This is a genomic window from Dorea amylophila (genome assembly GCF_025567265.1).
In the GTDB taxonomy this organism is placed as follows: Bacteria; Bacillota; Clostridia; order Lachnospirales; family Lachnospiraceae; genus Dorea_A; species Dorea_A amylophila.
This window is the reverse complement of record NZ_JAOQJW010000003.1, coordinates 126156-139359: the sequence shown is the minus strand read 5'-3', so window position 1 is coordinate 139359 and position 13204 is coordinate 126156. Positions and strand designations below refer to the sequence as shown.

Annotated in this window: 13 protein-coding genes; all 13 read left to right on the top strand. The window is 40.7% G+C overall.

Going from position 1 to position 13204, the window contains the following annotated elements:
- Entirely contained in the window at positions 1 to 312 is a 312-nt protein-coding gene (locus tag OCV72_RS02555) for a hypothetical protein (protein ID WP_023923439.1), read from the top strand.
- Positions 313 to 328: 16 nt separating this feature from the next.
- Positions 329 to 607, top strand: a complete 279-nt coding sequence (locus OCV72_RS02550; protein WP_118463611.1) for a DUF4314 domain-containing protein — start codon at positions 329 to 331, stop codon at positions 605 to 607.
- A 2-nt stretch (positions 608 to 609) separates the two neighbouring features.
- Positions 610 to 2355 (top strand): VirD4-like conjugal transfer protein, CD1115 family, encoded by a 1746-nt coding sequence (locus OCV72_RS02545; RefSeq protein ID WP_416386151.1) that lies wholly within the window; start codon positions 610 to 612, stop codon positions 2353 to 2355.
- Between the two features lie 87 nt (positions 2356 to 2442).
- Positions 2443 to 2760 (top strand): hypothetical protein, encoded by a 318-nt coding sequence (locus OCV72_RS02540; protein ID WP_055281757.1) that lies wholly within the window; start codon positions 2443 to 2445, stop codon positions 2758 to 2760.
- Between the two features lie 87 nt (positions 2761 to 2847).
- Positions 2848 to 3690 carry a VirB6/TrbL-like conjugal transfer protein, CD1112 family gene (locus OCV72_RS02535; protein ID WP_172677195.1) on the top strand — a complete coding sequence of 281 codons (843 nt, stop codon included), beginning with the start codon at positions 2848 to 2850 and terminating at the stop codon, positions 3688 to 3690.
- 4 nt (positions 3691 to 3694) lie between these two features.
- On the top strand, positions 3695 to 4126 hold the full coding sequence (locus OCV72_RS02530) for a DUF4313 domain-containing protein (protein ID WP_007884639.1): 432 nt from the start codon (positions 3695 to 3697) through the stop codon (positions 4124 to 4126).
- A gap of 3 nt (positions 4127 to 4129) precedes the next feature.
- On the top strand, positions 4130 to 4570 hold the full coding sequence (locus OCV72_RS02525; RefSeq protein ID WP_007884640.1) for a PrgI family protein: 441 nt from the start codon (positions 4130 to 4132) through the stop codon (positions 4568 to 4570).
- The gene (locus OCV72_RS02520; protein ID WP_199596345.1) at positions 4563 to 6893 is read left to right on the top strand and encodes a VirB4-like conjugal transfer ATPase, CD1110 family; all 2331 of its coding nucleotides are present in this window, start codon (positions 4563 to 4565) and stop codon (positions 6891 to 6893) included. Before OCV72_RS02525 ends, OCV72_RS02520 begins: the two co-directional genes overlap by 8 nt.
- The gene (locus tag OCV72_RS02515) at positions 6893 to 7243 is read left to right on the top strand and encodes a hypothetical protein (RefSeq protein WP_006426970.1); all 351 of its coding nucleotides are present in this window, start codon (positions 6893 to 6895) and stop codon (positions 7241 to 7243) included. Before OCV72_RS02520 ends, OCV72_RS02515 begins: the two co-directional genes overlap by 1 nt.
- Before the next feature lie 29 nt (positions 7244 to 7272).
- Positions 7273 to 8964, top strand: a complete 1692-nt coding sequence (locus OCV72_RS02510; RefSeq protein ID WP_006426969.1) for a lysozyme family protein — start codon at positions 7273 to 7275, stop codon at positions 8962 to 8964.
- A gap of 170 nt (positions 8965 to 9134) precedes the next feature.
- Complete coding sequence (locus OCV72_RS02505) at positions 9135 to 11396, top strand: glycoside hydrolase domain-containing protein (protein WP_007884642.1); 2262 nt, start codon at positions 9135 to 9137, stop codon at positions 11394 to 11396.
- Between the two features lie 80 nt (positions 11397 to 11476).
- Entirely contained in the window at positions 11477 to 12037 is a 561-nt protein-coding gene (locus tag OCV72_RS02500; RefSeq protein WP_006426967.1) for a hypothetical protein, read from the top strand.
- Positions 12038 to 12440: 403 nt separating this feature from the next.
- The gene (locus OCV72_RS02495) at positions 12441 to 13154 is read left to right on the top strand and encodes a LytR/AlgR family response regulator transcription factor (protein ID WP_055281694.1); all 714 of its coding nucleotides are present in this window, start codon (positions 12441 to 12443) and stop codon (positions 13152 to 13154) included.
- The last annotated feature ends 50 nt before the right edge of the window (positions 13155 to 13204 follow it).

The window sequence follows — 13204 nt, the reverse complement described above, 5'->3', positions numbered from 1 at the left end:
ATGACAAAATACTATTTGAAGATGGATAATATTATGAAAAATATGTTCGTGGTGGCACTGAATGATGAGCTGCAGGCACAGAATGAGCAGGACGAATGTTTGGAAGAAACGAAAGCCCTTCTGAAAAAAGTAAGTGAATACGACCTCGCCCAGAAACGGCTGCAGATTACAGCCGGGGAGCAAAGGCAGATCCGTAAGGCACTGAACAGACTCAGAAGTAAATATCTTGCAGCCGGAAGATACAGTGATGGAATAGATAAAGTCATCCTTCAGGTTGCAAAACCGAATACCACCAGACACATGTTCTGGTAGAGAAAGGAGTGGTTGATTGGTCATTTATTCAAGAGAAAAAGTGGCACGACTTAGAGAACAGTATCCGGCAGGAACAAGAATCTGTCTGGATTCGATGGACGGAGAAGCGGGTATGCCGCAGGGACTGGAAGGAACTGTGCAGTATGTGGATGATGCAGGTCAGCTCGGCATCAGTTGGGACAACGGCAGAAGTCTCTCACTGATACCGGGAGTGGATTCCTTTCATAAGAAAGAAGGACAGGGACATCCAGAAGAAAAGCCACGAAAGAAAAGAGAATCTGACTTGCAGAGATAAGTATAAAAAAGCAGGACTTGGTTCTGTATCTTGTCTTTCTGCCATTTGTCTGGTGGGCGGCAGCGATTACCGCTTGTGCCATTGCACCGGATAAGAATTTTATTCAAATCTTAGAAACGCTGAGCGAAAAACTCGAACAGCCGTTTTTTATCACGTATACACCGTATACGTTCAAATGTATTCTGATATTCACAGCAGCCTATTTCTTAGGCATTGGTATTTATGAATCCCAAAAAAGAAATTATAGAAGAGGTGTGGAACATGGTTCCGCAAAATGGGGCAACGTGTCCGAAATCTGCAGACATTACTGCGAAAAACAGTATACGCAAAATTTGCTTTTAACACAGCATTTTCGTATGGGACTGGACGGTTATAAGCACAAACGAAATCTAAATGTGCTGGTAGTCGGAGGTTCAGGAGCAGGAAAGAGCCGGACGTATGCAATCCCAAACATCATGCAGTGCAACTGTTCGATGGTAATTACTGATCCCAAGGCAGAACTTTTGCGTAAAACCGGAGGTGTTCTGGAACGGAATGGATATGAAGTCCGGGTTTTTGATTTGATCAATCCGGAGACTTCCTGGTGTTATAATCCGTTTGCGTATGTCCGGGATGATAAGGATGTACTGAAGCTGATCAATAACCTGATCCGCAACACAACACCGAAAGGAGCGCAGAGCTCAGACCCGTTTTGGGAGAAGTCTGAGACTGCACTTTTACAGGCACTTATGCTGTATTTATTGCATGAAGCTCCACCGGAAGAACAGAACTTCCCGATGATCATGGAAATGCTTGGAAGCGCACAGGTCAAAGAAGATGATGAGGATTACCAGTCCCCATTGGACATTTTGTTTGAAAGACTGGAAATGCGGGACCCGGAGAGTATTGCGGTCAAGCAGTATGCCATTTATAAGCAGGCAGCCGGAAAGACTGCAAAGTCTATTTTGATCTCGGTTGGTGTCCGTCTGGCAGCTTTTAACCTGAAACAGATCGCCAATCTGACCTGTACAGACGAACTGGACTTATACAGTATCGGGGAGAAAAAAGTAGCACTGTTTTGCTGTATTCCGGATGCCGACACCAGCATGAATTATCTGGTCGGCATGATTTACAGTAATCTGTTTCAGACACTGTATTATGTGGCAGACCGAAAGTACGGAGGAAGGCTTCCGATTCCGGTACACTGCATTATGGATGAATGGCCAAACGTAGCCTTGCCGGATGATTTTGACAAGATTCTGGCAACCATGCGTTCCAGAGGGATTTCCTGCAGTATCATCATCCAGAACATCGCACAGATGAAAGCCTTATTTAAAGACTCGTATGAGAGTCTGATCGGCAACTGCGATGAATTTTTATATCTGGGTGGAAATGAAAAAGAAGGACATAAGTATGTCTCGGAATTATTGGGAAAAGAGACATTGGATACCAATACCTACGGACAGACAAAAGGGCGTAGCGGCAGCTATTCGGTGAATTATCAGCAGACTGGAAGGGAACTTTTAACACCGGATGAAATACGGCTTTTAGATAACCGCAAAGCGATTTTGTTTATTCGTGGGGAGCGTCCGATTATGGACGATAAATATGATTTAAAAAAGCATGTGAATTTCAGATACACAGAGGACGGTGGTGCATCGCCTTATGATTATGCGAAAACACCACTGGCTCACGACGACCTAAAGATTGACATTAACAGATTAGACGACTACGAACTGCTGTCTACCGAGGACATCCTTGGTGAATAGCAGTTTTTTGATGGATTGGAGTGATGTGTATTGAAGAAATTTCTCACAGGAGAAAAGAATAGAACAAAAAAGAATACAACTGAAAAAATGACAACCCCGATGCCGATGGAGAGAAAACAGAAAAAGTGGATGAGCCTTTATATGGCGCTGGTACTGACCGTAACGGTTGGAGCAACGACCGCATTCGCAGCCGGTGATCCGTTGTCCGTTATCAATAACCTGTCTACTTTTATTTTTTCCCTGATTCGTGCAATCGGTTTGATTTTGCTTGGATTTGGTGTTGTACAGGTTGGCCTGTCTTTAAAAAGCCATGATCCAAGCCAGAGAGCCAATGGATTCCTGACACTGGCCGGAGGGGTCATCATTACGTTTGCTAAAGAAATCCTGGATCTGATTATGGCGTAAGCCTCTTTGGAAAAGTATATCAGGAAACAGCAGGAGTGCCGGAAGGTACTCCTGCATTCAAAAGTATGTTCAGGGAGGTGAAAGTTTTTGAGCGATAACTGGATTGTACAGAATCTAAACTCTGCGTTGTCTACATGGAGTGAAAAGATGGCAGAACTGTGGACTCTGCTTACTGAAAATCCGGCAACTTTTAAAGGCGGCGGCATCTGGCGGATTATGACCAATATCAATGATGCACTGACAGCCATTGCCTATGGATTACTGGTGTTGTTTTTTGCAGCCGGAATCATTAAAACGTGTGGCAGTTTTACAGATCTGAAAAAGCCGGAACATGTATTGAAAGCATTTATCCGGTTTGCACTTGCTCAGGGAGCAATCACGTATGGAATGGAACTTATGCAGGCATTGTTTTCCATTGTGCAGGGAATCGTGACAACCGTAATGAGCGGCTCCAGTATGGCAGGAAGCGTGACAGAACTGCCAACGGAGATTGTAGATAAGATTGAGAGCGTGGGAATGCTGGAATCCATTCCGTTGTGGATTGTTACACTGCTTGGCAGTCTGCTGATCACTGTATTGTCATTTGTAATGATCCTGACAGTGTATGGCAGAATGTTCAAAATCTATATGTATACGGCAATCGCCCCGATTCCGATTTCCTCATTTGCAGGAGAACCCACGCAGTCCATTGGAAAGAACTTTATCCGTTCTTATGTAGGCGTATGTCTGGAAGGGGCAATTATTGCACTGGCATGTATTATCTTTTCTGCTTATGCAGCAAGCCCTCCGGCTGTCGGAGATACGGAGTTGAGTGCAGTTACAATCGTGTGGAACTATGTCGGAGAACTGGTATTTAATTTACTGGTGCTGGTTGGAGCAATTAAGGCATCTGACCGTATTGTCAGAGAAATGATGGGACTTGGAGGTTAAAAATATGGATATAAAGAAAACATTAAGATATAACTGGGAATTTGGACGTGAGACAGTAGCAATACGAGTGAGCTCTTATCGGAACAATGGAAATTTATATGTAGGACTCTGCCATAAGGAAGGGAGAGAATGGGAAGATTTTGGAGATGTAACCATTAATCTGCCCTATCAGTTCTTAGAGCCAAATGAGGCTTTTATAACAGGAGATTTTACCAAGGATATGCTTCATTTTATCAAGGAACATAAACTAGGAAAAGTGTTGAATGAAACAGGAAGATCAGGATATGCAACCTATCAGAAGGTAGCGTTTGATCTAGCAAGACTTGCGGAATTTGATCCGGAAGGCGTTGCAGAACACTGTAGATTTGCCGGGATAGAAGTACCGAAAGAAAAACCACAGAAAACGAAGAAACAAAGCAGAGGAAAGGAGCGATAAGTTATGGAAGTCAAGATGAATAAAGAAATCCGGGACTATCAGGAATCCATGTTTATGGGACTGGACCTGAGACAATGTGTGTGTTCTGTTCTTGCGATTCTTACAGCAATCGGAATTTACTTTGGAATGCGTGAAATTACCGGACAGGAAATAACCGGATGGCTGTGTGTGCTTGGTGCTACTCCATTTGCTGCCTGTGGCTTTTTCAAATATCATGGTATGACAGCCGAACAGTTTTTATGGGCAGTGATCAAATCCGAATTGCTGTATCCGAAGAAACTGGTGTTTCAGTCGGAAGATATCCACTACTCCTGCATGCAGGAGACCATCTCGCTGGGAGAAAAGAATCAAAAGGATGGAGCGGAAATCATAAAAGAGCGGGAGCAAAGAGCAGAAGCAAAACAGAGAAAGAAACGCAAGGGAAGGAGTGATGCCTTTGATTAAAACCTTAAGTCAGGCACTTCGGATGGATAAGGAACGCTTCAAAGTTCCGAAATCAGTCCAACAGGCAATTCCCATCCAGCGAATCTGGCCGGATGGAATTTTTCAACAGGGAACGAAATTCTCAAAAACATATCGTTTTACAGATATCAACTATTATATTGCGAGTAAGGACAATAAGACAGAAATGTTTCTGGATTATTCCGAACTCTTAAATTCACTGGATTCCGGCATTTCTGCCAAAATTACCATCAATAACCGGAGAATCAATAAAGAAGAATTTGAAAAATCAATCCTGCTTCCAATGAAGGAAGATGGACTGGACCACTATCGGGAAGAATACAACGAAATGCTCCTGTCTAAGATTACAGGAACAAACAACAGCATCTATCAGGAACGGTATCTGACTGTCAGTGTACATAAAAGATCGATTGACGATGCAAGAACCTATTTTGCACGTATCGGAACAGACATCGTAACACATCTGGCAAAGTTATCGTCCACAGCAGAAGGACTGGACGCAGAGAGCCGGCTCCAGATTTTCAGGGACTTCTTCAAGGGAGATGTCCCACAGGCATTTCCGTTTGATCTGAAACAATTTGCCAAGAAGGGAACAAGTTTCAAGGACTGGATGTGTCCGGATTCTATGGAATTTGAACGTGACCATTTTAAAATCGGTGACAGGTACGGAAGAGTCCTGTATATGCAGGATTATGCAAGTTATGTTAAAGATGACATGATTTCAGAACTGTGTGACTTCAGCCGGAATCTGATATTGTCGATTGATATCCTGCCAGTCCCTACGGATGAAGCGGTAAGGGAAATCCAGAACCGACTGCTTGGTGTGGAAACCAACGTGACCAACTGGCAGAGAAGGCAGAACGCTAATAATAACTTCTCGGCAATCGTACCATACGATATGGAACTTCAGAGAAAAGAAACCAAGGAAATGCTCGATGATCTGACAACCAGAGACCAGCGTATGATGTTCGGAATTTTGACAATGGTACATCTGGCAGACAGTAAAAAACAGTTGGATTCCGATACGGAATTATTATTGTCGATAGCAAGAAAGCATCTGTGCCAGATGGCAACATTAAAGTGGCAGCAAGTGGACGGACTCAATACAGTGCTTCCTTACGGACTGCGAAAGATCAATGCCCTGCGTACATTGACAACGGAATCAACGGCTGTTTTAATCCCGTTCCATACACAGGAAATCCTGCAGCCGGGCGGTATCTATTATGGGCAGAATGCAGTCAGCAAGAACCTTCTGGTAGCCGACCGGAAGAAACTGATGAATGGAAACAGTTTCCGGTTGGGCGTCAGTGGATCAGGAAAGAGCTTTTCGGCAAAAGAAGAGATTGTGCATCTGGCATTGAGTACCGATGACGATATCCTGATTCTTGATCCGGAGTCCGAATTCACAAAATTAGTAGAGGCTCTGGGTGGACAGGTTGTAAAAGTATCTGCGACATCAGACAATCACCTGAATGCAATGGATATGGACGCAGCCTACGGCAATGAAAAGAATCCACTGATTGAAAAATCGGAGTTTATTCTGTCTGTATTTGAACAGTTGGTTGGAGCAGGAAACCTGTCAGCAAAAGAAAAGTCAATCCTGGACCGCTGTGCTGCAGATGTGTACCGGGATTATATCCGAAGTGGTTATACCGGAGAAGTTCCGACATTGAAAGATATGTACCGACAGTTGATGTTACAGCCGGAAGAAGAGGCAAGGGGACTTGCACTGTCATCCGAACTTTTTATCAATGGAAGCCTGAACACCTTTGCACAGCCGACCAATGTGAATAAGAAGAACAGGATCATGGATTATGATATCCGGGAACTGGGGGAACAGCTTATGCCACTGGGAATGCTGGTTACCTTAGACAGTATTTTCAACAGGGTAATTCAGAACTGGAAAGAAGGAAAAACGACATGGATATTTGCCGATGAGTTCTATCTGTTATTCCGCTATGAATACAGTGCAAATTTCTTCTACCGACTGTACAAGAGAATCAGAAAATACAATGGATTCGTGACAGGTTTAACCCAAAATGTTGAGGAACTTCTGAAATCGGACACTGCAAGACTGATGTTGGCAAACAGTGAGTTTTTGATTCTTTTGAATCAGGCAAGTACAGACAGGGAAGAATTGGCAGCTCTTTTGAATATTTCCGAAAACCAACTGTCCTATATTACAAATGTATCGGTTGGCAGTGGCCTAATCCGTTGCTCTGGGAATATCGTACCATTTGAGAATACGTTCCCAAAGAATACAGACCTTTATAAACTAATGACAACAAAACCGGGAGAATCATAATGAAGAAAAAAGAAGAAGTAACGATAACTTTTTATGCTGCAGAGTGCGGTGAGTTCCATGATTTAGGAGAATATACAAAATGCAGAACGCTGGAAGAGGCATATAAAAAGTACCAGAAATATTGTAGAACATCTGCCAATATGTGTCCGGCTATTGAGTTTTCTATTCATGATCCAGAATCAATTTATTCAGACATGGAATATCCATTACCGTTGTCATCAAAAGACAGGGGAGACTTGGAACTTGTGCCATATTACAACGAACATCCACTGGTAAATGAGGCAATCAGACAGGTGGAGCAGTTGCAGAAACAGCAGGAAAAAAAGAAACATCGGGATGTTGCCCGATGAGATAAGAGATACGGAAAGAGGGTGACCGGATGAAAGATATCAAGGAACGGGTAAGGGATAAGAATCCGAAGATTCGAAATCCGGCTGCCCGACTTCCGAAAGAACTGGTTCGCTCAGCGGTTCTGGAAGCAAAAGAAAAGCCAAGGGAACTACATGAAAAAAGCAGTGGGCAGTCAGAATCCCCAACACAGTATGGAACTGAAAAAATAGAATCCGTACAGTACAGAGCGGCGAGTGTGGCAGGAAAAAGTATAGGGAAAACCACATATCAAGGTGGAAAAAAACTTGCTGGAGTGACCTACAGGAAGATAAAGGAAAGAAAAAGCAGACAGGAAGAAGCGAAAGCTGCCGAAGAAGCAATGGAGCAGGGGGCAGAAAGCGGAAAGAAATTAATCAAGTTGAAACCGGAGCAGGCAGCACTTGCCAAGGAGAATGGTAAACGGCAGGTGAAAGCAGCACCGAGAGTGGTAAAAGTATCCGGTCTGTCTCAAGAAAAAATAAAGACACAGGCATCCATGCAGAAACAGCAGATGGAAAAAAGTCTTCAGGCGATGCAGAAAGCAAGAGCAGCCCAGATGGCAAGAAAGTCAGCACAGGCATCGGCAGAAAGTGGAAAAGCAGTCCTTCAGGTAACTGGAAAGGGTTCAAAGTTATCCGTACAGGGAATTACAGCAGCGATTCAAAAAGGGGTAGTAGCTCTTGAAAAAATGGGAAAATGGATTGCTGCCGGAGGTAGTGCATTTCTTCTGGTATTTATTCTGATTGTGGGAATCATTGCAGGAGCAGCTTTCAGCAGTAATTCGGAAAGCTCCGAATCCCTAAGTGAAGAAGTGCTTGCGTATACTTCTGTGATACAGCAGTATGCATCCCAATACGGCATTCCGGAATATGTGTCTGCGATACAGGCCATCATGATGCAGGAATCTGGAGGCAGGGGAACAGACCCGATGCAGTGTTCGGAAAGTCCATATAATACAAGATTCCCACACACTCCTGGTTCTATTACTGATCCGGATTATTCGATAGAGGTTGGAGTACAGACCTTTGCAGACTGTATCAGACAGGCAGGATGCAGCAGTCCACAGGATCTGGACAAGCTGAAACTTGCATGGCAGGGATATAACTATGGAAATGGCTACATAGGATGGGCATTGCAAAGAGGCGGTTATACAGAAGCCAATGCATTGCAGTTTTCACAGGAACAGGCAGCTTCGCATGGATGGAGCAGTTACGGAGATCCCCAATACGTTCCCCATGTGATGCGGTATTATTCCGGTGGCAGCCTGTTTGCTGGTTTGTTTGGTAATCAGCAGATTGTGTCGGTTGCAATGGGGCAGCTTGGAAACAGTGGCGGTCAGAAGTTCTGGAGCTGGTACGGATTTGACAGTCGGGTAGAATGGTGTGCCTGTTTTGTAAGCTGGTGTGCGGATCAGAGCGGTCTGATTGCAAGTGGGAATGTTCCTAAATTCTCATTGTGCAGTGATGGAGTGTCCTGGTTTCAGGGAAAGAATAAGTGGCAGAGTGGCGGAACAACTCCGACAGCTGGAATGATCATCTTTTTTGACTGGGATCATGATGGAACATCGGATCATGTAGGAATAGTAGAAAAGTGTGAAGGTGGAAGAGTTTACACGATTGAGGGAAATTCCAGTGATCAGGTACGGCAGAGAAATTATGCAGTAGATTACAGTTCTATAATGGGATATGGGGTGATAAATTGATGGTTTCTTTCATAATTTGTTAAGGATTTTATAAGGGAGTTAATGAATCCTTTGGAAAATAGTCACAAAATAGACACAGTTGATTGATAAATTGTTATTGTATCTTTTAGTGATAGACATATAAAGAGTTAGAAATCTTTATAATTGACTTGAATTAGGAGGTAGTGAATATGAGTGATCAGAATGTAAAAGCAGCACAAAAATATTTAAATGCGATGTTTGGTGGACATAAGGATTGGGTAAAACTGGATGAAGATGGAAAGACCGGAACAGCCGTGATGCAGGGAATCATTCGTGCATTTCAGATTCAGAATGGAATCTCAACGATTACAGGAACGGTTGGACCACTTACTATTAATACCATGAAGAAGTTAGCCATTATTACAAAAATGGATCCGAATGATACTCCGCAGGTTAATGTATGCTTGATTCAGTGTGCTCTGTTTTGCAAAGGATATGCTGCTGGAGGAATTACTGGAATTTATTATACATCAGGAGTAAATGCAGTTAAAAAGATGCAGGAAAATGCAGGACTGGAAGTTACGGGCAAAATTGATTGGAAAGTTTGGTCTGGATTGTTATCCCTAAACTGGTTTACAAAGGTTTCTGGTGGGGATTCCAATATTGTTCTTATTCAACAGCAATTAAATAGTGACTGGTCAGATGTTATTGGTGTTGGACCTTGTGATGGAATTGCCTCAAGACAGACAATTTTGTCTTTAGTTGGTGCATTGCAGGCGGCTGAAGGAGTTACAACTGAATTAATTACAGATTTGAATTCAGTTAATTTTGGCGATGCAACAACAAATGCGTTTCCGGGTACATTACAGAACGGACAGAACTCGACGAAATATGTTCCATTTAATAAGATTGCTCAATACGGACTATATTTTAACGGATATAATCCGGGAAGATTCGATGGCGTGTTTGATTCGACTACAGAGTCAAAGGTGTCAGAATTTCAGGAGTTTTATGGTCTGACAGGAATTGGACTTGTAACAAAAGGAAAAGTAAATGTTTCTACTATGAAATCATTGCTTACGAGTAAAGGCGATACAAACAGGGCAGCAAAAGCGTGTGACTGTGCAACAGTATTAAATAAACAACAGGCATTAGATATAAAAAATGCAGGGTATACTCATGTAGGACGTTATCTGACAGGTTCTGTTGGAAAAGAACATACACCGAAATATTTGACATCAACAGAAGTGAAAAACATTGAAAATGCAGGATTATCGGTATTCCCGATATATCAGGATGGAGGATATGAATTAAACTATTTTAAGGATCCGTCCCAGGGAAGTGTTGATGCACAGACAGCAATTTTAGCAGCCGAGAGAATCGGTATACCAAGTGGAACGACTATATACTTTGCAGTGGATTTTGATTGTTATTCATATCAGATTGATACATTTATTATACCTTATTTTGAACAGATTCACATGATCTTTTTCAGTTCGACAAATGATAAAAATTATAAAGTCGGCATTTATGCACCAAGATATGTATGTACTAAAGTTTATGAAGCAGGATTGGCAAGTAAATCATTTGTGGCAGATATGTCAACTGGATTTAGCTGTAATTTGGGATATTCGATGCCGAAGAACTGGGCATTTGATCAATTTTGTGAGTTGAACTCATTTTCTTCATCACCTTCGTTCCCACTGGATAAAGATGCATATTCAGGGAGAGATACTGGATTTAAAAAGTTCGATGCCGTATCGACAAAAACAGATGAGGAAATAGCGCAAGAAAATCTTCGGGCAAAGGTAAAAATAGCACGAAATCAATATGTCTATAATGTAATGGAGCCGCTTGGTTATCTGAATAAAATTATGGATGTGGGTGTGGAGTATGATAAGGAAATTTCACTGGGAACAATGATGAGTCCTCAAGGAGCAATTGATATTTCTACTAAAATATCCACATCGCTTGAAAGTTCAACTGGTAAAATTTATAATATAAAAGTGGATATAGGAAATGATGGAGAATTGACACAAACTTGCAAAAATCAAATTATGGAGATTTCATCAAATTTATCAGATACAGGTATAGAGGGAGCAGATAACTTTGGAAATACGATAGAAAAAATTGCTTTATCGGTTAAATCTGGTAATATTGCTTTTGAAATAAATAATGTTTTTGCCAATAGTGTAGAGTTTTCCATTGTATTTAGTACATCAGATTTGCTGCCAGAAGAGGAAAAAGAGTGGACAATATCGGTTGCTTTGATTTTTACAATGACATTAAATTCTAATAGTGGTCTTGAATTTAATGTTGTAGAATTCACAAAAGAGCATAGTAATATACTGGCAGGAGCCGTAATATTAGTTCTTGCGGGTGCATTAGTTGTAAATGCAATTCCGTCAATTATTGCTTTATTTTCAGCTGGAGCAGGTACTGTTTTTGGTTTGTTGATTCAAGCGCTGTAAATTGTAAAAGAATAAAAGAGACAATGGCCAGAGGTTCGATTTTATAAAGAGGACCTCTGGCAAAAGGGGGATTAAGAAGAATGCATATTAAATCAATTGTGTCAGATGAGGATAGGGAAGAATTAGAAAGAATGCTTTCGCTTGGGTTTATAATTCCTAATCAATTATTTAAAACAAGACAGAAAAGTAGAATGATTATCTATATTTTTACACCTGTAGAATTTTTACTGTCGATTAATTGTTATCTGTCGGAAAGTTATTTGATGTTTGGAATAGGGATTGGAACTTGTGTGGCTTGTGTGGCTTGGATTATTTGGTATCAAATGATTGGTAAAAATTTTGAAAAAAATGTTCATGAATTTGTCTGGGGTAGATCAGGATATGAAACGGTGGATATCGATGAAAACGCAATTAAAATAGATGAAGATCAAATTTATGAATTTAAAAATATTGATAGAATGTTCTTATATAAAAACTTCTTTTTTTTCATAACAAATGAAAAGAAAATATTTATATTTAAAACGACAGATATGGAGTCGGATGAACTTATAAAAATTATTAAAACAACAGGGATTTTATTTGAAAAAAAAGAAAAACCATTTAATATTTATAAGTATTGTAAAAAAGGAAAAAGTTTTTAAAAATAAGCAGAGGATGGTGGATTTATCATCCTTTTAGAGAAGAGCATGTATTTTAAAGGGAATCTGGTTTTGCAGGTTCCCTTTTTGCCATCAAAAACGTTGATGTTTTATCAAATGACGCTAAAAATAAAAAGAATAATGCAGGGGGTGACATTATTAGTTATCGCTGTAATATTTGGATAAAATATAAATAAAACATAAAAAATATAAATAAATTATAAAATGGCGACAGTTTTTTCTTGTTCAAGTGTTTATTATATAGAGGACAAAATAAGACAGCAAAGGAAGTGGTGCTGTTGCATCGGAAAAATGACACAAAATTAGTGATGTCCATTCGGGAAAAGAATTGAAGGGGATTCTTTTCCCCATTTGTCGTGTTACGAAAGACTGAGGGTAAGAAAATATGCTAGAACTTGCAATCTGTGATGATGACATCATCCTATGTAATTGGTTAGAACAGAAGCTGCTCCATTATGGGAAAGCGAATGACTGTCAGATATCTATAGAAATATACTATTCTGCGGAGCAGCTTCTTAACAGGCTGGAAGAAGAATCCTACGATATGTTATTCCTTGATATTTGTCTGGAACATGAGAATGGAATTGATATCGGAACGGAGATACGAAAGAAAAATTATGGAAAAGAACTGCGGATTACCTATATTTCAACATATCAGGAATATGCTATGAAATTATTCCGTATTCATCCATTTGATTTTCTTGTAAAGCCAATCCGAGAGGAAGAACTTTTCCGGGTGATAGGTGAATTACGGGAACTGTTAAAAGAACGGAAGAAAATATTTGAATATACGGATACAAAAGGAATCCACAAGATTTCTTATGACAAGATCCTGTATTTTTATAGTCTGGGAAAAAGAGTACATATCGTGACATCGGAAAAAGAATATGAATATCGAGGAAAATTAAAGGATGTAGCGGATGTAACAGAAGAATATTTCTTACTGATTCACAAGTCCTATCTCATCAATATGGAACACGTGGAGCATTACGAATATGACAACGTGGTTATGAAAGACAAGACACGTCTCAGTATCAGTAAAGCAAATCGCAAGAAGGTCAGGGAAAGACCATTACAAACGGAGAAGAAAAGATTATGAATATCCATTTGATCACTTATCTGACAAGTAAATTATTCTGGATTTATACT